Source organism: Kitasatospora sp. NPDC001119, assembly GCF_053598475.1.
In genome coordinates this window covers 44,650-67,998 of record NZ_JBSFKI010000017.1, presented here as the reverse complement: position 1 = coordinate 67,998, position 23,349 = coordinate 44,650, and the positions used below count along the sequence as shown (strand labels likewise).

The 23,349-nt window shown below is 73.7% G+C and carries 20 protein-coding genes; 5 read left to right on the top strand and 15 right to left on the bottom strand.

Annotated features, from left to right (window positions below; genetic code table 11):
- Positions 1–137 precede the first annotated feature (137 nt).
- On the bottom strand, positions 138–1,316 hold the full coding sequence (locus ACWDD9_RS21885; protein ID WP_449812412.1) for a DmpA family aminopeptidase: 1,179 nt from the start codon (positions 1,314–1,316) through the stop codon (positions 138–140).
- Between the two features lie 58 nt (positions 1,317–1,374).
- Positions 1,375–2,022, bottom strand: a complete 648-nt coding sequence (locus tag ACWDD9_RS21880) for a TetR/AcrR family transcriptional regulator (RefSeq protein ID WP_375872978.1) — start codon at positions 2,020–2,022, stop codon at positions 1,375–1,377.
- A gap of 118 nt (positions 2,023–2,140) precedes the next feature.
- Here ACWDD9_RS21880 and ACWDD9_RS21875 point away from each other — a divergent pair, with 118 nt between their 5' ends.
- A complete protein-coding gene (locus ACWDD9_RS21875) occupies positions 2,141–3,610 on the top strand; it encodes an APC family permease (protein WP_449812411.1) in 1,470 nt (489 codons plus the stop codon).
- A gap of 107 nt (positions 3,611–3,717) precedes the next feature.
- Here the strand turns inward: ACWDD9_RS21875 and ACWDD9_RS21870 are convergent, their stop codons facing one another.
- The 3 genes from ACWDD9_RS21870 to ACWDD9_RS21860 all read right to left on the bottom strand — a co-directional run bounded on the left by ACWDD9_RS21870 (position 3,718) and on the right by ACWDD9_RS21860 (position 6,849).
- Positions 3,718–4,635 carry a glycoside hydrolase family 19 protein gene (locus tag ACWDD9_RS21870; protein WP_380739352.1) on the bottom strand — a complete coding sequence of 306 codons (918 nt, stop codon included), beginning with the start codon at positions 4,633–4,635 and terminating at the stop codon, positions 3,718–3,720.
- A 253-nt stretch (positions 4,636–4,888) separates the two neighbouring features.
- Positions 4,889–5,899 (bottom strand): NAD-dependent epimerase/dehydratase family protein, encoded by a 1,011-nt coding sequence (locus tag ACWDD9_RS21865; RefSeq protein WP_449812410.1) that lies wholly within the window; start codon positions 5,897–5,899, stop codon positions 4,889–4,891.
- The gene (locus tag ACWDD9_RS21860; RefSeq protein ID WP_449812409.1) at positions 5,896–6,849 is read right to left on the bottom strand and encodes a putative sugar O-methyltransferase; all 954 of its coding nucleotides are present in this window, start codon (positions 6,847–6,849) and stop codon (positions 5,896–5,898) included. The genes ACWDD9_RS21865 and ACWDD9_RS21860 overlap by 4 nt, the downstream gene beginning before the upstream one ends.
- Positions 6,850–7,019: 170 nt before the next feature.
- On the opposite strand from ACWDD9_RS21860, the gene ACWDD9_RS21855 reads away from it, so the two are divergent.
- Positions 7,020–8,309, top strand: coding sequence for an activator-dependent family glycosyltransferase (locus ACWDD9_RS21855; RefSeq protein ID WP_449812408.1), 1,290 nt, complete (start codon positions 7,020–7,022; stop codon positions 8,307–8,309).
- 49 nt (positions 8,310–8,358) lie between these two features.
- On the opposite strand, the gene ACWDD9_RS21850 is transcribed toward ACWDD9_RS21855, so the two are convergent.
- From ACWDD9_RS21850 to ACWDD9_RS21815, 8 genes are all read right to left on the bottom strand, one after another.
- Positions 8,359–9,633, bottom strand: a complete 1,275-nt coding sequence (locus tag ACWDD9_RS21850) for an RNA polymerase sigma factor (RefSeq protein WP_449812407.1) — start codon at positions 9,631–9,633, stop codon at positions 8,359–8,361.
- 36 nt (positions 9,634–9,669) lie between these two features.
- On the bottom strand, positions 9,670–10,269 hold the full coding sequence (locus tag ACWDD9_RS21845; protein ID WP_074002845.1) for a dTDP-4-dehydrorhamnose 3,5-epimerase family protein: 600 nt from the start codon (positions 10,267–10,269) through the stop codon (positions 9,670–9,672).
- 60 nt (positions 10,270–10,329) lie between these two features.
- A complete protein-coding gene (locus ACWDD9_RS21840) occupies positions 10,330–11,592 on the bottom strand; it encodes a methyltransferase domain-containing protein (protein WP_449812406.1) in 1,263 nt (420 codons plus the stop codon).
- A 64-nt stretch (positions 11,593–11,656) separates the two neighbouring features.
- Complete coding sequence (locus ACWDD9_RS21835; protein WP_449812405.1) at positions 11,657–12,778, bottom strand: DegT/DnrJ/EryC1/StrS family aminotransferase; 1,122 nt, start codon at positions 12,776–12,778, stop codon at positions 11,657–11,659.
- 19 nt (positions 12,779–12,797) lie between these two features.
- A complete protein-coding gene (locus ACWDD9_RS21830; protein ID WP_449812404.1) occupies positions 12,798–14,054 on the bottom strand; it encodes an acyl-CoA dehydrogenase family protein in 1,257 nt (418 codons plus the stop codon).
- A gap of 50 nt (positions 14,055–14,104) precedes the next feature.
- Positions 14,105–15,298: an acyl-CoA dehydrogenase family protein gene (locus tag ACWDD9_RS21825; RefSeq protein ID WP_049650264.1), complete on the bottom strand. Its 1,194-nt coding sequence runs from the start codon at positions 15,296–15,298 to the stop codon at positions 14,105–14,107.
- 127 nt (positions 15,299–15,425) lie between these two features.
- Positions 15,426–16,784, bottom strand: a complete 1,359-nt coding sequence (locus ACWDD9_RS21820) for an NDP-hexose 2,3-dehydratase family protein (RefSeq protein ID WP_449812486.1) — start codon at positions 16,782–16,784, stop codon at positions 15,426–15,428.
- A gap of 134 nt (positions 16,785–16,918) precedes the next feature.
- Positions 16,919–18,442 carry an FAD-binding protein gene (locus tag ACWDD9_RS21815; protein WP_449812403.1) on the bottom strand — a complete coding sequence of 508 codons (1,524 nt, stop codon included), beginning with the start codon at positions 18,440–18,442 and terminating at the stop codon, positions 16,919–16,921.
- A 408-nt stretch (positions 18,443–18,850) separates the two neighbouring features.
- Between ACWDD9_RS21815 and ACWDD9_RS21810 the strand changes: the two genes are divergently transcribed.
- The gene (locus ACWDD9_RS21810; protein WP_449812402.1) at positions 18,851–19,597 is read left to right on the top strand and encodes a DUF2306 domain-containing protein; all 747 of its coding nucleotides are present in this window, start codon (positions 18,851–18,853) and stop codon (positions 19,595–19,597) included.
- Between the two features lie 25 nt (positions 19,598–19,622).
- Here the strand turns inward: ACWDD9_RS21810 and ACWDD9_RS21805 are convergent, their stop codons facing one another.
- Positions 19,623–19,967 carry a YciI family protein gene (locus ACWDD9_RS21805; RefSeq protein WP_234348258.1) on the bottom strand — a complete coding sequence of 115 codons (345 nt, stop codon included), beginning with the start codon at positions 19,965–19,967 and terminating at the stop codon, positions 19,623–19,625.
- Between the two features lie 157 nt (positions 19,968–20,124).
- Here ACWDD9_RS21805 and ACWDD9_RS21800 point away from each other — a divergent pair, with 157 nt between their 5' ends.
- Entirely contained in the window at positions 20,125–21,711 is a 1,587-nt protein-coding gene (locus tag ACWDD9_RS21800; protein WP_449812401.1) for an MFS transporter, read from the top strand.
- 131 nt (positions 21,712–21,842) lie between these two features.
- Complete coding sequence (locus tag ACWDD9_RS21795) at positions 21,843–22,532, top strand: DUF899 domain-containing protein (RefSeq protein ID WP_449812400.1); 690 nt, start codon at positions 21,843–21,845, stop codon at positions 22,530–22,532.
- 65 nt (positions 22,533–22,597) lie between these two features.
- On the opposite strand, the gene ACWDD9_RS21790 is transcribed toward ACWDD9_RS21795, so the two are convergent.
- Positions 22,598–23,230, bottom strand: coding sequence for a streptomycin biosynthesis protein StrG (locus tag ACWDD9_RS21790; RefSeq protein ID WP_241852903.1), 633 nt, complete (start codon positions 23,228–23,230; stop codon positions 22,598–22,600).
- Positions 23,231–23,349 lie beyond the last annotated feature (119 nt).

Below are 23,349 nucleotides of genomic sequence, written 5' to 3'. Positions count from 1 at the left end.
CGGTCCGGGTGACCGGTCGGCCTCGTCTTCCGGAGAGGACCTTACGGTGCCGGGGCCTTCCGGCGGCGGACCGGCACGGCCGGGTGCGGGACGCCGGTGCGGGGCCGCCGCGACGACTTCCGCGGTCACGGCCACGGCTACGCGGACAGCGGCCCCGCGCCCGGGACGGACGGTGTCCCGTCCTCGGCCGCCGCCAACGCGCCGCGCGCCGCGAGGAGTTCGCGGAGCCGCTGGTGGGGGAGTGCGGGGGAGCGGTGGCCGTCGCGGCCGGTCGTCTCCTCGGCGGTGACCAGGGCGTTCAGCACCGCCTCCTCCACGGCCTGGACGACGGCCTCGTAGAAGGGGTCGATCCGGCCCCAGGGGATGAACCGCAGGGTGTCGTAGTCGGTGTCGCCGGGCTCGCCCCGGGGGAAGGAGCTGCCCAGCGCGCCCGGGTTGGCGGTGGAGAAGGCGAGGAAGACGTCACCGGAGAAGTGACCCCCGCTGGTGCCGGTCCGGGCCAGGCCCAGCGGCACCCGGCGGGCCAGCGCCTTGCACTGGCCGGGCAGCAGCGGCGCGTCCGTGCCGATCACGACGATCACCGAGCCGGCCCCGCCGGGGGCGAACCAGTCGCCGTCCTCCATCGGGTTGTCCGCCGACAGCTCCCGCCCGACCGGGACGCCGCAGACCACGAGTTCGCGCCGGTCGCCGAAGTTGGCCTGGACGAAGGCGCCCACGGTGTAGTCGGCGGAGCCGTAGCGGACGACCCGGCTGGCGGTGCCGGAACCGCCCTTGAAGCCGTAGCAGTTCATCCCGGTGCCGCCGCCGACGCAGCCCTCCTCGACCGGCCCGGCCGCCGCCGACTCGATCGCGGCGATCGCGTGCTCGGCGCGGACGTGCGGTCCGTTGATGTCGTTGAGGTAGCCGTCCCAGGTCTCGGCGACCACCGGCAGCAGCCACTGCCGGGCCAGGTCGGGCCGGTGGGCGGCGGTCCAGTCGACGACGCCCCGGTGCACGGTGCCGACGGCGTGGGTGTTGGTCACCATGACCGGGCCGTTGAGCGCGCCGGTCTCCTCGATCCAGGTCGTCCCGGTCATCTCGCCGTTGCCGTTCAGCGCGTACCAGCCGGCCGCGCACGGTGTGCCCACGCCCTCGCGTCCGCGCGGGAGCACCGCGGTGACGCCGGTGCGGACCTGCTCGCCCTCGACGAGCGTGGTGTAGCCGATCCGCACGCCGGGGACGTCGGTCAGGGCGTTGGCGGGGCCGGGGGTGCCGTCCAGGAGCAGGCCGAGGGCACGGGCCCGGGGGCGTCCGGACGGGGTGGAGAGCGTGGTCATGTGGATCCTTCCTCGCGGGGCAGAGGCGGGGGCGGGGCAGGGGCTGGGGCGCGAGAGGTCAGTCGCGGGGGCGCGCGGCCGGACCGTCCACCGCCCGGTCGGGGCGCAGGTCCGGGCAGCCGGTCGCCGTCCGGGCGTAGCCGAGCAGCAGCTCCAGCGAGCGCTCGGGGGTGAGCGAGGCGTTGCGGGAGACGATGTGCAGGCCGTAGCCGTCCTCCAGGACGACCAGGTTGGCGGCGAGGTCGAGGGCCGGCCCGGTGGGCTCGAAGTGGCCCTGGGCCCGACCGATCTCCAGGATGCTGGCGTAGAGGGCGACCTGACGGTCGAACAGGCTCTGCGCGAGTGCGGAGTAGACCGGGTTGTCGTGCGTGGCCGAGCTGAACTCGTACAGCACCAGGGCGAGTTCGTCGTCCGGGCCGTCCGGGAGGCCGAGCCGGGCGCAGGCCACGAGCTTGTCGCGGGCGTCCGGCAGCCCGGCCGCGACGGCGCTGCGGCTGGTGAAGAAGCGGTCGGCGGCACGCTGGTAGACCTGCTGGAGCAGTTCGCCGATGTCGCTGAAGTAGTAGCTGACCGACCCCCGGGCGACGCCGGCGGCGTCCGCGATGTCGGCGACGCGCAGCTGCGCCAGGCCGTGCCGTCCGACGGCCTCGGTGGCCGCGAGGACCAGTTGTTCGCGGCGGGCTGCCTGGTTCTTTGCTCGGGCCATCGCATTCCTTGTCACTGATGTCGGATTACGTCGTACCTCTTGACGTGGAACTATCGCAGAACTTTGACTTCTGTGCCAAAGAACTCCGACGAAGTTTCATGGACTCGGAAGGAGCACGATGGCCGATCCCCGCGCCACCGACCCCGCCGCCACGGACCCCGCCGCCACCGCCGCCTCGGGCTCGGCGCCGTCGGCCGGCTACGCCCAGGACCTCTCCCGCTCGCTCAGCCTGCGCGAGAACATGCTGATCACCCTCTCCTCGGTGACCCCGGCCTCCAGCGTGTTCATCGTGATGCCGGCGGTGATCCGGGGCCTCGGCGGCGCGGCGGCCGTGGCCTTCGCCCTCGCGGCGGCGGTCGGCGTGCTGATGGCGCTCTGCTACGCGGAGCTGTCCAGCGCCTTCCCGGTCACCGGGGGCGAGTACGCCTTCGCGGCGCGCACCCTCGGCCGGTCCACCGGGTTCGCGCTGTTCGCGCTCAGCCTGCTCGGCGGGGTGCTGGTCACCGCCGTCATCGCCCTCGGCACCGGCAGCTACCTGGGCGTGCTCTGGAGCGCGCTGGACGGGAAGGGGACCGGGCTGGCGGTGATCGCGCTGGCCTCGCTGGTCGCGGTGCTCGACATCCGCACCAACGCCTGGGTCACCGGGGTCTTCCTGCTCCTGGAGCTGGCGGCGGTCGCGGTGCTGGCCGTGCTCGGCTTCGTCCACGTCGACCAGCCGGTCTCGGTGCTGTGGACCCCGCAGGCGCTCGGCGGCGCCGGCGGCGACGTGCTGGTCGGGGCGTCCTGGGGGCTGGTCGCCTCGTTCACGACCACCGCGATCTTCGCCTACAACGGCTACGGCACCGCCGTGTACTTCGCGGAGGAGACCAGGCGGGCGTCCTCGATCGGCCGGGTGGTGCTCTGGTCGCTGGGGATCACCGTCGCCGCCGAGTGCCTGCCGCTGGTCGGGGTGCTGCTGGGCACGCCGAGCATGAGCGGACTGATGTCGGCGGCCTCACCGATGAGCTACTTCCTGCTGGAGCGGGCCGGTTCCACCGTCAACACGGTGGTCAGCCTGGGCATCGCCGTCGCCGTCGTCAACGCGGTCATCGCGATCATGCTGCAGAGCGGACGGCTGCTCTTCTCCTCGGCCCGCGACCGGGCCTGGCCGGACCGGGTCGGCGCCCCGCTCGCCTCCGTCCACCCCCGGCTGCGCACGCCCCTCGCGGCGACCCTGACCATGGGCGTGGCCACGCTGCTGGTCGGCTGGCTCGTCTCGCTCGACACGCTGATCCTGGCCACCGGCTCGACCCTGGTCGTGGTCTACGTCCTGGTCGCGCTGTCGGCGCTGTTCGGCCGGATCAGGGGGACCACCGCCACGGCCCCCTACCGGATGCGCGGCTGGCCGTACGTCCCGCTGGGCGTCGTCGCGATCATGCTCTACGTCGGCTACGAGTCGGTACGGGCCGACTGGCGCCCGATCGCCATCGCGGTCGGGATGACGGCCGTCGGCTACGCCTACTACTACGGCTACCTCCACCCCCGCCGCGCCGACCGCTGGACCATGCCCGACCCGGTCCGGGAGGAGGACGGGGGCGCCACCGGCTGAGGCCCGGGGCGGGTTCCACCGGGACCGGGACCGGGACCGGGACCGGGGCGCGCGGCGGCGGCGCCGAGGCCCTCCGCGGTGACGTACCGCGGAGGGCCCGTGCGGGTTCAGCAGCCCAGGTGGTCGCCCGGCACGGTGCCGAGCAGCTGGGTGAAGCGCTGGTAGGCGTCGATCCGGCTCTGCACCTGCGCGGGGTTGCCGCCGTTGCACTCCAGCGAGCCGTTGATGCTGCGGATCGTCTCGCCGAAGCCGTAGCCGTTGACGATCGCGTTGTGCGGGGTCATGGTGCCCGGCCCGTTCTGGGTGTTCCAGTACCAGAGCGCGGTCTTCCAGGCGACGGCCGGGTCGGTCTGCACCAGGTTGGGGTTGCGCAGCAGGTCGATGCCGAGGGCGTCGCCGGCCGCCTTGTAGTTGAAGTTCCAGCTCAGCTGGATCGGGCCGCGCCCGTAGTACGCGGCCTGCCCGGCCGGGCAGCCGTACGGCTGCGAGGTGTCGCAGTAGTGGGGGTAGTTGGCGGTGTTCTGCTCGACCACGTAGACCAGGGCGCCGGTCTCGTGGTTGACGTTGGCCAGGAAGGCCGCGGCCTCCTGCCTGCGGACGGTGTCGCTGCCGGTGGCGGCGAAGGCGGGGTAGGCGGCGAGGGCGTCGATCAGGCCCTGGTAGGTGTAGAAGGCGTTCCGGTTCGGGAACATCTGGTTGAACTGGGCCTGGCTGACCGGGAACCCGCCCGGGTTCGGGGTGCCGGTGGACGTCGGCGTGGCGGTCGGGCTCGGGCCGGTGCCGCAGCCGCCCTGGTCGGACCAGACGCCGGAGCCGCCGGTGCTGGGCGGCTCGTTCTGGGTCCACCACTTGGCGAGCCAGTTGTGGCCGTTGTAGGAGACGGCGGCGCCGCCGGTGTAGACGGCCGAGGAGCTCCAGGGCGTGGCGCAGACGGCGGCGCTGGCGTTGGTCGCGGGCAGCAGCAGGAGCACCGTCAGCGCCGTGGCGACGGCGGAGAGCAGTGCGAGCAGGCGTTTCGTGGACACTTGATCACCCCTTGTGCGGTGTGGGGCCGCACGGTCGTGGAGGTAGGGACGTCGGGGCAGGGGAGCCGGGCCCCGCGGGGTGGGGGCACGTCGTGGGGGACGGGCCGACCGGGGTGCGGGCCGGTGCGGGGCTGCCCCAGACTCAAGCGGAGTGGTCTATACCTGTCAAGGGGTTCCGGGCAAAAGACCCGCCCGCGAGCGGCGCGGTGGGCGGCGCCGGGGCGGCGGGGCGTGCGGATGCCGGCCCGGGTGGTCACAGGTCCGCGAGGTCCGCGAGGTTGGCGATCAGGTCGGCGAGTCCGGCGTCCAGCGGGATCAGCGGGCGCCATCCGGTCGCGGCGCGGAACCGCGAGGAGTCCGCGACGGTGCTCCGCAGGTCGGTCGGCAGCGCGTGCTCCGGCGGGGGGACGGAGACCACCGGCACGGCGGGACGGCCGGTCCGCACCGCGACGCCGTCGGCGATCGCCCGGAAGACCCGCCCGAGCGGCTCGCCGTGCCCGGTGCCGAGCACCCAGTGCCGGCCGGCGACCGCGTCGGGCCGGTCCAGGGCGGCCAGGAAGGCCCGCCCGGTGTCGTCGACGTGGAGCAGGTCGCGCCGTACGGAGCCGTCGTGCCACATCGTCAGCGGCTCCCCGGCCAGCGCGCGGCGCACCATCGTCGCCAGCACCCCCCGGTCGCCCCGCCCCGCCGGTGCGCCGCGGCCGTAGACCGTCGGCAGCCGCAGACAGGCGCCGCGTACCGCGCCCTCGGCCGTGGCGGCCAGCAACTCCCGTTCCGCCGCAGTCTTCTGGCGGTCGTACGGGCTGGCCGGGGCGTCGGGCGCGGACTCGTCGACCGGGATCGGCGCGTCCGGCCCGGCCTGCGAGGTCGAACCGGCGAACAGGACGACCACGGGGGCGCCGCCGCGCCGTGCGCGCTCCTGCCGGAGGGCCGGCAGGAGCGAGCTCATCACGCCGGCGTTGGTCCGCCCCAGCGCCTCCTCGGGCTGGCCGGTGCCGCGCCACCCCGCGCGGTGCGAGACCAGGTGGACGACCGCGTCGGATCCGGCGACGGCGGCCCGGAGGGCCTCGGGGTCCGTCACGTCGGCGGCGACCACCTCGACCTCGGCCCGCCCGGCGAGCGGCACGGCGACCGCCCCCCGGGCCACCGCTCGCAGCCGGAGCGGCCGTTGGGCGAGCGCCCCGAGGACGACGGAGCCGACGAAGCCCGAGGCGCCCAGCACGGTGACGCGGGGGCGGCGCGCCGCCGCGACGGGGCCGCTCACGCCGTGTCGGCCGGCGGCCGGGCCGTGCCGACTCCCGCGTCGGACCGCCGGTACAGGGCCTGCCAGTAGTAGCTCCACGGGACGGCCCCGCCGTCGGCGACGGTCTCCCAGAGCGGCCCGGGGCGGTAGGACGAGAGGAACTTCGGCGCCAGTGCCTCGACGGCGCGGCTGTCGTGGATGTCGAGGACGTCCCGCAGCAGCCCGGTCGCCAGGGCCATCCGGACGACCTCCTCGCCCTGGGCGTGGTTGTCCAGCTCCTTCTCCAGGTACTTGCCGACCGGGTTGTTCACGTAGAGCGCCGCGCACCGGCGGTCGACCAGGTCGAGGTAGTTGAGCACCGTCCCGGGCGGCATCTCCGCGAACGAGTCGATGTTGAGGCAGAGTTCGAAGCGGCTCCCGCCGAGGGCCCGGTCCAGGTCGTCCGTGTCGTCGACCGGGACGAACCTGACACGCGCGAAGTCCTCGGGGGCGAGCACCCTGCCGAGGTACGCCCGCGACAGCGAGAGCACGCGGGCCAGGTCGACGATGCAGTACTCCTCGACGCGGTGGTTGGCGAAGATCGCGTGGCAGGTCCGGCCGTAGCCGGCGCCGATCTCCAGGACGCGGGCGCCGTCCAGCGGGAGGTGGCGGGAGATGAAGTCCAGTTCGTGGACGGCGAGCAGGTAGTCCATGCAGACCCGGTCGCCGTCGTGGGTCACGGTGATGGGCGAGCCGAGTTCGCGGCCGCGGATCCGGCGCAGGCGGGACCGGTTCTCCGGCGTGAGCCGCGTGGCGAGTTCGAAGATGAGCGCCTTGAGGTAGCGAACGCCGTTGACCTGCGGATCCCAGAGGGCGAGCTTGAAGTTCACCGGCTCGGACTTGAAGGATCCGAGCTCGGCCACGCCCTGCTCGGTCACCTTGACGGAGTTGTTGTATTCCCACAGTGCGCTGGGGGCGTACCTGTCATCCATGGCTGCCGATGCTAGGAGGCCCGGCCGACGGGGGCTTCCTCGATCGTGCTGTTCCCGGCCGGCCCGGCCGCCCGCCGCCCCCGCCGCCCCGAACACAGCACTCCGCGAGAAGTGCGGCCGTCCGCCGCGGTGCCAGAATCACCGGGATTCGTCCGAGCTCGGAGGGCCCGTTGCGCGTACTGTTCGTCACCGCACCGTTCCGCTCGCACCTCTACGTGCAGACGCCGCTCGCCTGGGCGCTGCGCACGGCCGGCCACGAGGTCCGGGTCGCCTGCTCGCCCCGCCTGACCGAGGACGTCGTCCGCACCGGGCTCACGCCCGTGCCGATCGGCGAGGAGGTCGACCTCGGGGACCTGATGGCGCGGTCGGAGCCGGAGCGCGCCCCGGCGGCGCCGGCCGGGGGCCGGAAGTCGCACCAGAGCGACTACCCCCTCGGCGACCCGACCGCCGAGCTGGCCTCCAACGCGGCCGGCTGGCGGACGCTGTTCAACCCCGACTCGTCCTTCGACGACCTGGTCGCGTTCGCCGAGCTGTGGCGCCCCGACCTCGTCGTCTCCGACACCTTCGTCCTCTCGGGCGCGCCCGCCGCCCGCCGGGTCGGGGCGGCGCACGCCCGCATGCTGTTCGGCGCGGACGGGCTCGGCCAGCTGCGCACGGCCTGCCGCGCGCAGTGGCGGGCGCAGGGCTCCGGTTGGGACGGCGTCGATCCGCTGCGGGAGTGGCTGGAGCCGGTGTTCGGCCGGTTCGGCGTGGAGTTCGACGAGGAGGCGGTCCTCGGGCAGTGGACGGTCTTCCCGATGCCCACCTGGGTCTGGCGCCCGGCCGGGATCCCGTACGTCCCGATGCGGCACGTCCCGTTCAACGGCCCGAGCGCCACGCCGTCCTGGGTGTACCGGCGTCCGGAGCGGCGGCGGGTCTGCTTCACCCTCGGACTGGCGCACCGGGAGGGCCGCGGCCACGGGGTGTCCGCCTCGCCGCGCGAGGTCTTCGACGCCATCGCGGACCTCGACGTCGAGGTGGTCGCGACCCTCGCCCCCGGTCAACTCCCGCCGGGGCTCCGCGTTCCCGACAACGTGCGGGTGGTCGACTTCGTCCCGCTCAACGACCTCCTGCCCACCTGCGCGGCCGTCATCCACAGCGGCGGGGCGGGGGCCTTCGCGGCCGCCGTCGAACACGCCGTCCCGCAGCTGATCGTGCCCAACGTGTACTGGAGCGAGAAGTGGTGGGGGCCGGTGGCGATGGCCTCCGGGCTGGAGGAGCAGGGCGCCGGCCGGTACGTCGCCGACGCCGACGGGCTGACCGGCGAGCTGCTCCGCTCCGAGCTGCGGCGGGTCCTGGAGGACCCGGCCTTCCGGGAGGGCGCCGCGCGGGTGTCCGCGCAGTCGGCCGCCCTGCCGAGCCCGCACGACCTCGTCCCGGTCCTGGAGGGGCTCACCGCCAAGCACCGTTACCCGGCCTGACCCCCGCACCGGCCCGCCGGGCCGCCCGCCCCGCCCCGGGACCGCCGGCTCACCGCCGGGCCGGGCCGCCCCGGGACCCGCCCGGCTGACGGACCCGCTCCGCCTGCGCCAGCAGGTAGCGCCGCTCGGGGTCGCTCTCGGTGCGCCGCGCCGCGGCCTCGTAGGCGGCCCCGGCCTCGGCGGGGCGGTCCGCGAGTTCCAGCAGATGGGCCCGGACGGTGTCGACCCGGTGGTTCTGCGCCAGCGCGGGGTCGTCCGCGACCTCGGCGAGCACCTCCAGCCCGGCGAGCGGGCCGTGGACCATGGCCGTCGCCACCGAACGGCTGAGCGTGACCACCGGGCTCGGCGCGATGCGCTCCAGGATGCGGTACAGCATCAGGATCTGCGGCCAGTCCGTCTCCGCGACGCCGGGCGCCTCCGCGTGCAGGGCGGCGATCGCGGCCTGCAACCGGTACGGGCCCGGCCCGAAGCGTTCGAGGGTCCGGGCCACCAGGGCGACCCCCTCCGCGATCGCGTCCCGGTCCCACCGGGTGCGGTCCTGGTCGGCGAGCGGGACGAGCGCGCCGTCCGGTGCGGCGCGGGCGTCCCGCCGGGCCTCGGTCAGCAGCATCAGCGCGAGCAGCCCCGCCACCTCGCCCTCCTGCGGCAGGGCGCGGTGCAGGTCGCGGACCAGGCGCAGCGCCCACGCCGTCAGGTCCGGGCGCACCACGTTCGACCCGCTGGACGCGGTGTGCCCCTCGTTGAAGATCAGGTACAGCACCTGGAGGACCACCTGCACCCGCGCGGCGCCCTCCTCGCCGACGGGCATCCGGAACCCGCCCCCGACCTCCTTCACCCGCTGCTTCGCCCGCCGGATCCGCTGGCTCATGGTGGCCTCCGGCACCAGGAAGGCACGGGCGATCTCCGCGGTGGTCAGCCCGCCGACCGCACGGAGCGTCAGCGCGGCCTGGGCCTGCGGCGAGAGCTCGGGGTGGCAGCAGAGGAACAGCAGGCGCAGGGTGTCGTCGGTGTCGCCCGGGCCGGCCTCGTCGGCCGGGGGGACGGCCGGCTCGCCGGCGGCCGACCGGGCCACCACCACGGCCTCGCGCCGGTGCCGGGCGCTCTCGCTGCGGATCACGTCCTGGAGGCGGCGGGTGGCGACGGTGAGGAGCCAGGCGACCGGGTCGTCCGGCACCCCGTCCCTCGGCCACTGCACGACCGCGGCGAGCTGCGCCTCCTGCATGGCGTCCTCGCAGTGGTCGAACTGCGTGGGGTGGCGGCGGGTGAGCAGGCCGAGCGCGCGCGGCGCCGACCGGCGCAGCAGTTCCTCGACGACGACCGCCACCCGGACCTCCCCAGCGTTGCGGTCCAGGCTAGCCGATCACCGCCCTCCGGACCCGGCCCGCCGGCACTCCCGGTAGTCGGGCAGCAGCCCGGCGGAGCGGGCCTCGGCGAGCGACGGCGCGTCCCGGTCGCGCGCCGAGAGGAGCGTCCGGGACGCCTCGGGGACGGGCAGGGCCAGCGCGGGGTCGAACGGCGACAGCGCCAGCTCGTTGCGCGGGACGTACTCCTGTGACAGCAGGTAGGACACGACGGTGTCGTCCTCCAGCGCGAGGAACAGGTGCCCCACGCCCACGGGCAGGTACACGGCGCGGTACCGGTCCGGGCCGAGCTCGACGGAGTCCCACCGCCCGAAGGTCGGGGACCCGACCCGCAGGTCGACGACGACGTCCAGGGCCCGCCCGCGCGGGCACGTCACGTACTTCTCGCAGCCGGGCGGGGTGGCCGTGTAGTGCACCCCGCGGAGCACCCCGCTCCGCGACCGGCTGTGGCTGGCCTGTCGGACGGCGAACAGCGTTCTCCCGGTGGCCGCGCGGAAGTCCGCCTCCTGGTAGCCGGACAGGAACTCCCCCCGGTCGTCGGGGAAGACGCGCGGGGTGAACTCCAGCGCGCCTTCGACCGCCAACTCCCGTACGTCCATGGCACTCCTCTCCTCGCGGGCCGGCCGGGGAAGGGCGTTCCCCGGCCGGGTGGGCCGCGGTCAGTCGACGCGTACCTCGGGGACGTAGCGGATCCACCGGCCGCCGGCCTCGCGGAAGCCGGTCTCCTTGGCCATGATCTCGTCCGCGTGGTTCCAGGCGAAGAGCAGCGCACAGTCCGGGTACGGGTCGGCGAACGCCTCGGCGGGGCGCACCGGGATGTGCGTTCCGGGGGTCAGGCGGCCCTGCTTGGCCGGGGTGGTGTCGCAGACGAAGGAGACCAGGTCGGGGCCGATGCCGCAGTAGTTGGCGACCGTCGCGCTCTTGGCCGTCGCGCCGTAGGCCACCACCGTGCGGCCCTCGTCGCGGAGCCGGGTGAGCAGCGCGAGCAGGTCGTCCCGGACCGCCGACACGGCGTCGGCGAAGCCGCGCAGGGTGTCCGGGGCCGCGAGCCGCCGTTCCTCCTCGTGGGCGAGCAGCTCGCCCACGGCCGGCGAGGGGCGCCGGGTGCCGGGCCGGGCGAGGGTGTACCTGATCTCCCCGCCGTGCACCGGCAGTCGGCGGACGTCGACGAGCTCGAAGCCGAAGCGTTCGGCCATCGCGTGGACGGAGCGCGCGGTGAAGAGGTAGAAGTGCTCGTCGTAGATCTGGTCGAAGGAGGTCTTCTCGACGACGTCGCCGAAGTACGGGTCCTCGAAGACGAACACGCCGTCGGGGGCGAGCAGTGCGTCGACGCCGCGGAAGACGGACTCCAGGTAGGGGATGTGACAGATGGTGTTGGCCGCGTAGATCACGTCGGCGGGCCCCTCCGCGCGCCGGACGTCGGCCGCGGTCGCCTCCTCGAAGAAGTCGCCGCGTACCCGCACGCCGGCTGCGCGCGCGACCTCGGCGACCTTGCGGGAGGGTTCGAAGCCGAGGTGGCGGACGCCGGCCTCGCCGACGGTCCGGAGCATCACCCCGTCGTTGCAGCCGATCTCGACGGCGAACGCGCTGTCGCGGGCCAGTTCCGAGGCCAGGAACTCGCCGGCGGTGCGGGCGAAGTGCTCGCGCATCACGGCCGACCCGGACGAGTAGTACGGGTAGTCCTCGTGGAACATCCGCTCCCTGGGCACCTCGTCGACCAGCTGCACCATGGTGCAGGCGGTGCAGCGGGCGACCCGGAGCCGGTAGAAGAACTCGTCGGCGACGGGCGTCCGCGCCGGGAAGGCGTCGGAGAGCGGTTGGCGGCCGAGGTCGAGGAACTCCTCGGTCGCCGCGCCGCAGATCCGGCACGGGTGCGGTGGGGCGGGCGGGGCGGGCGGCGCGGTGTCGATCCGGTCGGTCATCGTCGGGCCTCCATCGTCATCGTCGTCGGCACGGCTGCGGCTGCGGGCGCGGGGGAGCGGGAGGTCAGAGCCCGGCCAGGACCTCGCGCAGGGCCTCGATCACCCGGTCCTGGAGGTCCGGGGGCAGCGAGGGGTACATCGGCAGCGAGAAGATCTCGCCGGCGAGCCGCTCGGTCACGGGCAGCGCGCCCTCGCCCACGCCGAGGTGGCGGAACCCCTTCATGGTGTGGACGGGCCACGGGTAGCTGATGTTCAGGGCGATGTCGTGCCGGAGCAGTTCCTTCAGGACGAGGTCGCGCCGCGGGTGGCGCACCACGTAGAGGTAGTGGACGTGCTCGTTGCCGGGCGTGGTCCGGGGCAGCACCAGGCCGTCGGGGGCGGCGAGGTCGGAGAGGGCCTCCTCGTACCGGCGCGCCACGCTCCGGCGGCCCTCGATGTACGCGTCCAGGCGGGTCAGTTTGCGCCGGAGGATCTCGGCCTGCACCTCGTCCAGCCGGCTGTTGTGGCCGGGGGTGTCGACGACGTAGTAGGTCTCCTCCATCCCGTAGTAGCGCAGCCGCCGCAGCGCGCGGTCGGTGTCCGGGTCGCGGGTGACCACGGCCCCGCCGTCGCCGTACGCGCCCAGTACCTTGGTCGGGTAGAACGAGAAGGCGCCGGCGTCGCCCATGGTGCCGGCCGTCCGGCCGCGGTGGCGTGCCCCGTGCGCCTGGGCGCAGTCCTCCAGGACCGCCAGGCCGTGTTCGCGCGCCACCCGGAGCACCGCGTCCATGTCGACGCACTGGCCGTAGAGGTGGACGGGGACGATCGCCCTGGTGCGGTCGGTGACGGCCGCCGCTAGCAGGTCGGTGTCCATCAGGTAGTCGTCCTCGCGCACGTCGACGAAGACGGGCACCGCCCCCACGGCGTCGATCGCGACCACGGTCGGGGCGGCCGTGTTGGACACCGTGACGACCTCGTCGCCCGGCCCGACGCCGAGCGCCTCCAGCCCGAGGACGATGGCGTTGGTGCCGTTGTCGACCCCGACGCAGTGGTCCAGCCCGTGCCAGGCGGCGAACTCCGCCTCGAAGCCGCGCACGCTCGCGCCGAGCACCAGCTGCCCGGAGCCGAACACCGTCTCGACGGCGTCGAGCAGGTCCTCGCGTTCGTTCCGGTACTCCGGAAGGTAGTCCCATACCCGCGTTGTCATCTGCGCCCTCCTCGGTGGGTCAGCGCCGCCCGGCGGGGCGGGCGGCGCGGGTGCTCATGTAGTCGTCGTCCCGGTCGATGCGCAGCGCCCGCGCACTGAGGTGGTCGACGGCGTCGGGGTAGGTGTAGGGCTGCATGAACCACCCGGCCCGGACGTCCCGGTAGAGCCGGGCCAGGCTCGAACTCCCGGCGTACGAGGCGCCGCCGACGATGGTGAGGCAGTCGTTGACGATGTCGGGCGCGAGCCGGTTGAGCGTCAGCTTCGCGCACTGGAACGCCGTCATCATCCGGGGGCCGCGCACGGCCGGATCGGGCACGCCGGCGGTCAGCGCGTCGGCCTCGGCCAGGGCCGCGGCGGTGGTGGCGCGCGCCGCGTACAGGCGGGCCTCGACCTCGGCGACGAGCGTGCGGACGGCGGCGGGCGCGCCGGGGCGCTCCCGCTGCCACTCCACGGCGGCGTCCCGCGCGGCCCGGGCGACGCCCAGGTAGATGCCGAGCATGGTGATCGAGCTGACGGTCTGCCCGGCCAGCGCGGCGTCGCCGCGTTCCCCGACCGGGCCCCGCACCAGCACGTCGGCGTCCGGTACGGGGCACCGGTCGAAGGCGATGTCCCAGGTGCCGGAGGCGCGCATCCCGAGGCCGTCCCAGGTGTCCAGGACGGTCAGGCCGGGGGTGCCGAGGGCGACGAGGGGCGCCGCGAGGCAGGTGCGGCCGTCCGCCTCGACCAGGGCGTAGGCGAAGAAGTGGGTGGCCACCGGGGCCATGCTCACCAGCGTCTTGCGGCCGGAGAGCAGCCAGCCGCCGGAGCCGTCCGGCTCCAGCCGCGTCACGGTGCCCGGGGGGTCCTTGACGGCGCCGCACACCCGCGCCTCGCCGGTCGCCATGGCGCGCAGCACCCGCTCGGCGAGCGCCGCCGCCTCCGGCTTGCCGTTGCGCCACTCGTACGCCAGCGTCAGGCCCCGGCTGAACTGGACGTGCAGGGCGAGCGCCGTCGAGGCGTCGGCCCGGGCCACCTCCTGGAGCGCCAGGGCGACGTCGTGGAGGCGGTCCACGCCGAGCCCGCCGAGTTCCGCCGGGACGGTGCCGCCGAGCACGCCGGCGCGTGCGAAGCGTTCGAAGACCTCGACCGGGAAGGTGCCGGTCCGGTCCCGTACGTCGGCGTCGGCGCGGATCGCCGGCACCTGCTCCCGGACGAGGCCGAGCAGCTTGCGGCCCGCCTCGCTGACCGGCGCGGACAGGTCCGGGCGCGCGGCCTCGTTCGCGGCCTCCGTCAGCACAGTTCGCCTCCCGTTTCGTTCCGGCCGGGCATCGCGCTCGCACCGGCGGTTCAGAGGTACTGGGTGTTCGGCGCCTGGCCGCACAGCAGCCGGCCGTAGAGTTCCAGGTTGGTGTTCGGGTGCATGACGGCGTGCAGGTGGAGGGTCCGGACGTCCCGCTCGATCCGCTGGATCGGCACGTCCAGGTAGACCGAGGACGCCCCGCTCGCGGTGGCCAGGATGTCCACCGCCTCCTTGACGCGCGCGCAGACCGCGCCGGTCTCCAGGCGGGCCAGGGCGCGCTCCTCCAGCGTCCAGGGCTCGGCGGCGGCGTTCTTCGCGTCGACGAGGTCCGCGAGGCGGTAGCAGTGGAACTCCGCCTCGTCGATCTTCACCGCGGCCTCCGCGACCTGGAGGTGGGTCAGCGGCGCCTCGCGCTGGTCGGTGTAGTCGGTGTAGGTGATCCGCCGGTCGGGGAGGCGCTCGAAGAAGGCGTCCTTCGCGGCGATCGCGAGGCCGAGGGCGGTCGCGCTCACCGTCGCGCAGGCCGTCGGCATGATCGGGGCCCGGTAGATCTCCGAGCCGGCGTTGCTGCCCGCCCCGCCGCCGCCGATCATGACCGGCTCCATCGGGATGTAGCGCTCCGCGGGGACGAAGACGTCCCGCGCGACCGTGGTGACGCTGCCGGACCCGCGCAGCCCCACGGTGTGCCAGTCGTCGACCACCTCCAGGTCGGAGACCGGGATCAGCGTCATGATGGGCCGGGGGGCCGCGTCGGGGGTGAGCAGGACCGCCGCGTTGGTGTCCCAGGTGCTGTGCTGGACACCGCTGTTGAACTTCCAGGAGCCGTTGACGAGGATGCCGCCGTCGACCGGGACGGCGGTGGCCGTCGGGCTGATGATGCCGCTGACCAGGGCGTCCGGGGAGGCGAGGACCCGGTCCTGCACCTCGTCCGGGAACAGTGCGGCGACCCAGGCGCTGATCGACCAGACGCCGGCCGTCCAGGACGCCGCGCCGTCGGCGCGGGCCAGCTCCACCAGGAGCTCGGCCTGGGTGCGCATGTCGACCTCGAAACCGCCGAGGCGCCTGGGGATCCGGGTGCGGAGCAGGCCGGCGTCCGCCAGGACCGAGACGGTCTCCTTCGACAGGCGCCGGTTCTCGTCGCCCCAGGGCGCGTTGTTCCTCAGGACCGGCGCCACCTCGCGCGCCCGGCGGAGGATCTCGGCGCGGTCGGGGACGGCGGTCGTTGCGGTGGTGTCCGTCATGACGTGCTCTCCCTGGTGAAGGACGGGGCAGCGGAATTCGGGGCATGGCGGGGGCGGGTCCACCGGTCGCGCGGTGGCGGTCCCGCACCCCGTGGACGGCGTTGCGGGGGGATCGGAGCCGGGGGGATCAGAGCCGGACGGCGCGCGTGGTCAGCGCCGAGAGCAGGGTGCGGGCCTGGACGTTCACCCGCCCGCCGCGGGTCACCAGCGCGGAGAGCTGACCAGGTGTCACCCAGCAGTACCCGGGCGGTGGTTGGGACGGCGCCTGCGCTCCGTCCGCCTCCACGATGGCGTAGCGGCTCACCGCGTTCAGGAAGCGGCCGCCCTCCTCGGAGTGGAGGGCCGAGTAGCGGACGCGGGAGGGCGCGGCGGTCTCGACGACGTCCAGGAAGTGGTGGCGGGGCCCGCGGGGGCGGCCGCGGTGGTGCTCCGGGGTGCACTGCACCGTCGGCGCGAGTTCCGCGATCTCCTGGAAGCCGACCTCCACGCCGGCCCGGGCCAGCAGGTGCGGCACGCCCGAGAAGTACCGCAGCACGAAGGCGCTCAGCCCCAGCCGTACGGGTTCGACCAGCGGCTGCGTCCACTGGGCCACCTCGCGGCTGCCCGCCTCGACGGCCACCGCGACCACGCGGAAGTGGCGGTCCGGGACCCGGCGGATCGCGTGCGCGGTCCGTATCCAGCCCCCGGTTTCGCGCAGCGGGACGCGCCGCACCCGCAGCGAGCGGCGGGCCCGCTCCGCGGCCAGCCAGCCCTCGATGTGCTCCACGGAGATCAGCCCGCTCGCTCCCGAGACGGGGAGGGGGAGGCAGGAGAGCACCGTGCGGGCGTCCATGTTGACGAGGTTGTCGCGGTGCAGCAGCGCGGCGATCCGGTCGAGGGTCAGCCAGCGGAAGTTCTCGGCGACCGGCACCTCCTCGTCGACCAGCACGATCGTGTTCCGGTTGAACTTCCGGTTGAACCAGTCGCCGTGCTCGGACTGCAGCACGTCCGCGACGGGACGCCCCCGGGACGGATCGAGGAAGTACTCCAGGTAGGCGACCGGCGCGCCCTTGTGCACGCCGGTGTAGTTGCTGTGGGTCGCCTGCACGGTGGGGGAGAGCTGGACGATGTTGGGGTTGCCCGGCTCCATCTTCGCCTGCATCAGGTAGTGGCGCACCCCGCCGAAGTCCTTGGCGATGATCCCCAGGATGCCGACCTCGGGCTGGTCGATGATGGGCTGGCGCCAGGTCGGCACCGGGCCGTCGGCCGTCTCCACCTCGACGCCCTGGATCGAGAAGAAGCGCCCGCTGTCGTGCACCAGGTCGCCGGTGTCCGGGGCGAAGGACCACCCGCGGAGCCGGTCGAACGGGATGCGCTCGACCCGGAAGCGGTCGGCCCGCACCCGGGCGGACAGCCAGTGCGCTATCTCGTCGGCCGAGGCGCCCGGACCGTCCCGGCCCGGTGCCGCGGCGGGGCGCCGGGTGAGGGCCGGAAGCCGGGTTCCGATGCCTCCACGAACCGTACCGATGGTGCTCAACTCCACGTCCTTTCAGGGGAATCGGCTGTCACGGGAATCGGCGCGGAGGTCACCCCGGGGGGCCGGCCCCGGCCGGGCGGCGCGAACCGCCCGGCCGGAACGCGCTAGGACGGGAGTTCCACCGACATCGCGTGGCGGAAGACGTTCCCGGGGTCGTACCGCTTCTTGACCGCCTGCAGCCGGGCGTAGTTGTCCCGGTAGTACAGCGTCGTCCAGGAGACCCCGAAGTCGTTCAGCTTCGGGTCCAGCAGGTCGACGTCGGGGTAGTTGATGTAGCTCCCGGAGTTCCGCTCGTCCGGGAGCGGGACGCCGCCGGTGGCGGCGTAGACGTCGCGGTAGAAGGAGCGGACCCAGTCGAGGTGCTCGGCGCCCGAGCCCCCCTCCCAGTTCCCGGTGGAGTAGACGGCCTTCACGATCGCGTCCCGCTGGGCCGTGGCGGTGGCGTCGGCGGGCAGCGCGTTGACCTGGCCGCCGAACCCGGAGAGGCCGAGGTTCGCGGCCGGGTTGTGGTAGTCGGTGCTGCTCAGGTACCTCCAGATGACCGCTATCTGCTCGTCCGTGTACCCCTTGCGGAGGTCCCCGGCCTTGTGCTTGTAGTTCCCGGACGGCTCGTAGGGCCAGTTCTGCGGGGACATCCAGGGGATGACCTGGTCGGTGTCGATCACGGGCGTGGCGCCGACCCCGGCGGTGAGGAAGTCGACATGGGTGTTCAGTCGCTCCGACGCGCCCGGGAGCGCGTCGTCGATGACGGAGATCAGGCCGAGCATGCCCCCCGAGCGGTGGAAGAGCTGGAGGACCCCCCAGATGTCGCAGGCCGGCGTGCCGGGATCGCTGTTCCGCTCGTACCAGGTGCCGTAGTTGCGGATCAGCGTGCCGAACGACGCCTCGTCCATGCCGTCCCAGGAGTACATCACCGTCCGCCGGCGCGCGTTGCCGGGGGCCTTCGGCAGCAGGTCCGCCGGCCGGTCGGAGCGCACGCCCCGGCTGCGCAGCCAGAACCGGGTGACCACGCCGAAGCTGCCGCCCCCGCCGCCGGCGTGCGCCCACCACAGGTCCCGGTTCGGGTCGCCCTCCTCACGGGTGGCGACGACGGTGCGGGCCCTGCCCTTCTCGTCGACGACCACCACCTCCACCGCGTACAGGTGGTCCGCCACCAGGCCGTCCCGGCGGGAGAGGTGGCCGTAGCCGCCGCCCGTCAGGTGCCCGCCGATCGCCACGTCCATGCAGGCCCCGGCCGGCAGGGTGACGCCCCACTCCTTGAAGAGGGTGCGGTAGACGTGCCCGAGCGTGGCGCCCGGACCTATCGCGAAGGCCCGGCGCTCCGGGTCGTGGCGGACCTCGTCCAGCAGCGACAGGTCGATCAGCGTCTCGACCTCCGGAGCGAAGGTGAAGCCCTCGAAGCAGTGGCCGCCGCTGCGCACCCCGATCCGCTTCCCGGCCCGCACCGCCTCCTCGACGACGGCGACGACCTGCTTGGTGCCGTGCACCACGCGCACCGAGTCGGGGCGGCCGACGAACCGTTGGTTGTGGCCGATGGTCAGGCTGCTGTACCGGCTGTCCTCGGGGCGGACGACCGTCCCGTCGGCCCGGGCCGGGGCGAGACCTCCGGGATCCGTCACATCACTCACGTACTACCTCCGGAAACAGTGGGCGGAGTTGTCTCCCCGGCGGCTCTCGGCGAAGCCTCCGCACGTGGGCGCGGACCGGCGCGGTGACCGGGACGGCCACGCGGCGGCACGTCGAGGCCCGGGGGTTCGTTCGACGAACTCCGTCAGCGTACAGGTGAGTTGACGAACCATGAGATCGATCCGATCGGACCCCGGACGCTGCGGACCCGACCGGTCCCCGACACCGTCCAGCACAGCCGTCCCTCCTCGCCCGTCGCCCCGATCGGCTCCAGACGCATCGTCGTCCGTCGCAGGGGCCCCTGTCTTCTCGTGGATTGCGCAGGAGGGACAGCAAGCCGGGAGGTGCCGTCCGGCCGCTCGGTTTGTGAAGCTGGCGGCCATTCGTCACCCGGGCGGGGAAGGACACCCATGGCTCAGCAGACCGACAGCACCGCCACCGCCGCGCTCCCCGAGTCCGGCCGGCGCCGCGACTCCGGCGGGCGGGACGAGTCCGGCGGAGCGGGCGCGGACGGCGGGCGGGGCGCGGGGCGGGCCTCCGCCCGCCGGTGGGCCGCGCTGCTCGCCCTGCTCGTCGGGCTCTTCCTCGTCGACGAGCTCCCGCCCTACCTGCGCTTCGATCCGGCGAAGGCGCGCATCAACCTGGACCCCCAGGTCCCGTGGCACTACGCGGTCCTGGTGGCGCACATCGCCTTCGGGTCGATCGCGCTGGTCACCGTCGTGCTCCAGCTGTGGCCCGGGCTGCGGCGGACCCGCCCGCGGGTGCACCGGCTCAGCGGTCGGCTCTACGTGTACGCCGGCGCCCTGCCCTGTGCCGTCACCGCGCTGGTGATCATGCCGCTGATGCCCGAGTGGCGCGGCGACATCGGGATCGCGCTCCAGGCGCTGCTGTGGATCGCGACCACGGTGGCCGGGACGGTGGCGGCCCGCCGGCACCGCTGGGCCGAGCACCGCCGGTGGATGCTGCGGAGCTTCGCGCTCGCCGCCGGCGTGCTGTGGGGCCGCGCCATGGTCGACGTCATGGTCCACACGGGTGCGCCCGTCCCGCTCGACTACCTGTTCGAGGTCGCGCGCTGGCTCGGCTGGATGGTCAACCTCGTCCTCGTACAGCTCTGGCTGGACCGGAAGCCGCGGCGACGGCTCCCGGTGTCCGCCTGAGGGAAGGGCCGCCGGGCCCCTCCGGTCACGCCTCCGGCCCCACCATGGGCCTGATCTCCACCCGGGCCAGCCGGGCGTCGGGAATGCGGGCGGCGATCTCCGCCGCCCGCTCCATGCCGTCGCAGTCGACGATGTCGTAGCCCGCCAGGTGCTCCTTGACCTCGGCGAACGGACCGTCCACGACCTGCACCGCGCCGTTGCGGACCCGCACCGCCCGGCTCCGCTCCGGGGGAGCCAGCACCGAGCCGCCGACCCACTCCCCGGACGCCTCCAGTTCGCCGATCAGCGCCGCGTGCTCGGGGCCGAGCGAGGCCCGCTCCGCCTCCGTGAGCGCTTCCCACACCACCGGGTCGCTGTAGATCAGCAGCATGTACTTCACGCACGTCCTCCGCGGCCTGTTCCGGAACTTCGTGGACGACGATAGCGAAGCGGATGTCGGATCGCAGGCCGCGGCTCCGACCCCGGGGTGACGGACGCCCTCCGGGGGCGGTCCCGTCCCGTACAACCCGACTCTGGAGGACGTACCCATGACCTCGCCGACGACCGCGGCCTCCCCGCCGCGAGCGGGGCGCCGCGAGTGGACGGGCCTGGCGGTTCTCGCCCTGCCCACACTCCTGCTCGCGCTGGATCTCAGCGTGACCTACCTGGCGCTGCCCAGCCTGACCGACGACCTCGGGGCCGGCGCCACCGAGCAGCTGTGGATCACCGACGTGTACGGCTTCCTGACGGCCGGCTTCCTGGTCACCATGGGCACGCTGGGTGACCGCGTCGGCCGCCGCAAGCTGCTGCTGTACGGCGCGGTGGCCTTCGGGATCGCCTCGGCGGTGGCCGCCTGGTCGACCAGCCCGGGCATGCTGATCGCGGCGCGCGCCGCGATGGGCGTCGCCGGGGCCACCCTGATGCCCTCCACGCTCGCGCTGATCAGCAACATGTTCCAGGACCCGCGGCAGCGCGGCATGGCCTTCGCCGTGTGGATGAGCTGCTTCATGGGCGGCGCGGCCGCCGGGCCGGTCATCGGCGGCGCGCTGCTCAGCCACTTCTGGTGGGGCTCGGTGTTCCTGCTGGCCATCCCGGTGATGGTGCTGCTGCTGGCCGTCGGCCCGGTGTTCCTGCCCGAGTACCGCTCCCCGCAGGTCCGCGGCGCGGACCCGCTGAGCGTCGCCCTGTCCCTGCTGGCGATGCTTCCCCTGGTCTACGGCATCAAGGACATGGCCCGGGACGGGGTCCAGCCGCTGGGCGCGGCCGCGGCCGTCGCCGGCCTGGCCTTCGGGGCCGTGTTCGTGGCGCGGCAGCGCCGGCTCGACGACCCGCTCCTCGACGTCCGGCTCTTCAAGCGGCTCGCGTTCACCGCGGCGCTGGTGATCCTGATGCTCGGGGTGGCCACCCAGGGCGGGGTGATGTTCCTGATCAGCCGGTACCTGCAGTCGGTCGAGGGGTTCACCCCGCTGCACGCGGGCCTGTGGCTCGTCCCGTCCTCGCTGGCGATGGTGGTCGGGAGCATGCTGGCGCCGCTCGCCGCACGCCGGTTCACCCCCCGGGTGGTGATCGCTGCCGGCATGGGCCTCGCCGCGGTCGGCTTCGCGCTGCTCGCCGTCCTGGACACCTCGGACGGGCTGTCCCAGCTGGTGGGCGGCATCATCCTGGTCTTCCTCGGGATCGGGTTCGTGGGCGCGCTCGGCCAGGACCTCGTGGTGGGTTCCGTGCCCCCCGCGAACGCCGGGGCGGCGGCGGCGCTCTCGCAGACCAGCGGCGACTTCGGCATCTCGCTGGGGGTGGCCGCGCTGGGGAGCATAGGAGCCGCCGTCTACGGTGCCCGGATGGACGGCTTCAGCCCGTCCGGGGCCCCGGCCGGCGCGCTCCCCGACGTCCGGCAGAGCGTCGAGGCCGCCGCGCAGGAAGCCGGGCGGCTGTCCGGGGACGCGGGCGCGCGCCTGCTCGAGCACGCGCGCGAGGCGTTCACCTCGGGCCTGAACGCCGCCGCCGTGGTCAGTGCCGTCCTGGTCGCCGCCCTCGGTGTCCTGGCGCTCGGCGCGCTCGGGTCGCGCTCCGCGGCCGGGGCGGTGTCCCCGGCGGCGGAGGAGTCGCCCGCACCGACCGCCACGGCCGTGGAATGACCCGCCGCAGCAGAGCGCCGCGGAACACCGCGGCCCGGAACACCGCGGCACGGAACACGGCAGTACGGAGCACGGCAGTACGGAACACCGCAGTACGGAACACCGCACCGCACGAGAGGAAGAACGGCACCATGGACACGGAACCGCAGTCGGAGCTCCCCCAGGTCGTCGGGCGGGAGGAGTGGCTCGCCGCCCGCAGGGAGTTCCTGGTCAGGGAGAAGGAGTTCACGCACGCCCGGGAGGCGCTGAGCGCCGAGCGCAGGCGGCTCCCGATGGTCCGGGTCGAGGAGGACTACGTCTTCGAGGGCCCCGACGGCAAGGCGTCCCTGGCCGACCTCTTCGAGGGACGCCGGCAACTGATCGTCCATCACGTGATGTTCGACCCGGAGTGGGAGGAGGGCTGCCCCAGCTGCCGGTTCCAGATCCGGGAGATCGGGTACCTGCCGCACCTGCACGAGCGGGACACCACGCTGGTGCTGGTCTCCCGCGCGCCGCAGGAGAAGATCCGCCGGTACAAGGAGCGGATGGGCTGGGACATCCCGTACTACTCGTCGTACGGGAGCCGCTTCAACTACGACTTCCACGCCACGCTGGACGAGTCCGTGACCCCGCTCCTGATCAACTTCCGGACCAGGGAGGAGCACGAGGCCGCCGTCGGCCCATGGGACATCTGGGGCCACGAACTCCCCGCGGTCAGCGTCTTCCTGCGGGACGGCGAGGAGGTCTACCACACTTACTCGACCTTCTCGCGCGGGCTGGACATCCTCCTCGCCGTCCACAACTACCTGGACCTGACGCCGCTGGGCCGGCAGTTGGGATGACCGCGCCGGTGCGCCGCCGGCCCCGCGTCACGGACGCGGGGCCGGCGGCGCCGGAGCGGAACCGGTCAGAAGACGTCGAAGTAGTCCCCGATCCACAGCCCCCGGCCGGCGTCCACCGTCCGCAGGTCCGAGGCGCGGTAGTCGGCGAGCCGGATGCAGCGGAAGTCGAAGCTCACCCGGGTCGAGTCGGTGTCGTTCACCTTGTTCCCGTGGTTCCAGCCGACCGCGTCGAAGACCAGCAGCTGCCCCACGTCGAGTTCGGTCGCCGCGTAGTCCTCCGACCCCTGCTCCCGCTCGACCCACACGGAGTTGGTCCCCCAGGCCCGGGTCAGCGGCAGCCAGAAGTTCACCTCGCCGTCGGCGTGGTGGTAGTCGCCGTCCTTGTGGAACTCGCCGACCGCGACATTTCCCGGGAAATGGATCCGGAAGGTGGGAACGCGCTGGAAGCAGAACTCGTCGGTGCCGAGCACGTCCGGCACGAAGGATTTCACGAAGCCGCGGTACAGGTCCCGGAGCCTGGGCTCGAACTCCCGGTAGAAGGCGGCGTGGAACTCCGTGGACTGGTCGGTCCGCCAGGTGAGCAGCTCCATCGGGGCGTCCGGCCGCAACGCGCTCAGGTCCTCGGTCCGGTAGATCGACCGCACCGCCGCGGCGAAGTCGAACACGGCCGGATCGTACTCGTAGGTCTTCGGCTGCATGCTCTCCCACACTCCCCGAATTCTCCTGGCGGATGGCGGACAATGCCTCCTGTTCGAGAAGCTAGCGCAGCGTCCCTTCTCCACCAAGACGTTCCGAACGGCAAGAGCACGACGGGAGA

Bases quoted from the DNA above. Each gene is read 5' to 3' on its own strand.
- ACWDD9_RS21885 (WP_449812412.1), bottom strand. From the start codon at position 1,316: ATGACCACGCTCTCCACCCCGTCCGGACGCCCCCGGGCCCGTGCCCTC.
- ACWDD9_RS21880 (WP_375872978.1), bottom strand. From the start codon at position 2,022: ATGGCCCGAGCAAAGAACCAGGCAGCCCGCCGCGAACAACTGGTCCTC.
- ACWDD9_RS21875 (WP_449812411.1), top strand. From the start codon at position 2,141: ATGGCCGATCCCCGCGCCACCGACCCCGCCGCCACGGACCCCGCCGCC.
- ACWDD9_RS21860 (WP_449812409.1), bottom strand. From the start codon at position 6,849: ATGGATGACAGGTACGCCCCCAGCGCACTGTGGGAATACAACAACTCC.
- ACWDD9_RS21845 (WP_074002845.1), bottom strand. From the start codon at position 10,269: ATGGACGTACGGGAGTTGGCGGTCGAAGGCGCGCTGGAGTTCACCCCG.
- ACWDD9_RS21840 (WP_449812406.1), bottom strand. From the start codon at position 11,592: ATGACCGACCGGATCGACACCGCGCCGCCCGCCCCGCCCGCCCCACCG.
- ACWDD9_RS21835 (WP_449812405.1), bottom strand. From the start codon at position 12,778: ATGACAACGCGGGTATGGGACTACCTTCCGGAGTACCGGAACGAACGC.
- ACWDD9_RS21825 (WP_049650264.1), bottom strand. From the start codon at position 15,298: ATGACGGACACCACCGCAACGACCGCCGTCCCCGACCGCGCCGAGATC.
- ACWDD9_RS21810 (WP_449812402.1), top strand. From the start codon at position 18,851: ATGGCTCAGCAGACCGACAGCACCGCCACCGCCGCGCTCCCCGAGTCC.
- ACWDD9_RS21805 (WP_234348258.1), bottom strand. From the start codon at position 19,967: ATGCTGCTGATCTACAGCGACCCGGTGGTGTGGGAAGCGCTCACGGAG.
- ACWDD9_RS21800 (WP_449812401.1), top strand. From the start codon at position 20,125: ATGACCTCGCCGACGACCGCGGCCTCCCCGCCGCGAGCGGGGCGCCGC.
- ACWDD9_RS21795 (WP_449812400.1), top strand. From the start codon at position 21,843: ATGGACACGGAACCGCAGTCGGAGCTCCCCCAGGTCGTCGGGCGGGAG.
- ACWDD9_RS21790 (WP_241852903.1), bottom strand. From the start codon at position 23,230: ATGCAGCCGAAGACCTACGAGTACGATCCGGCCGTGTTCGACTTCGCC.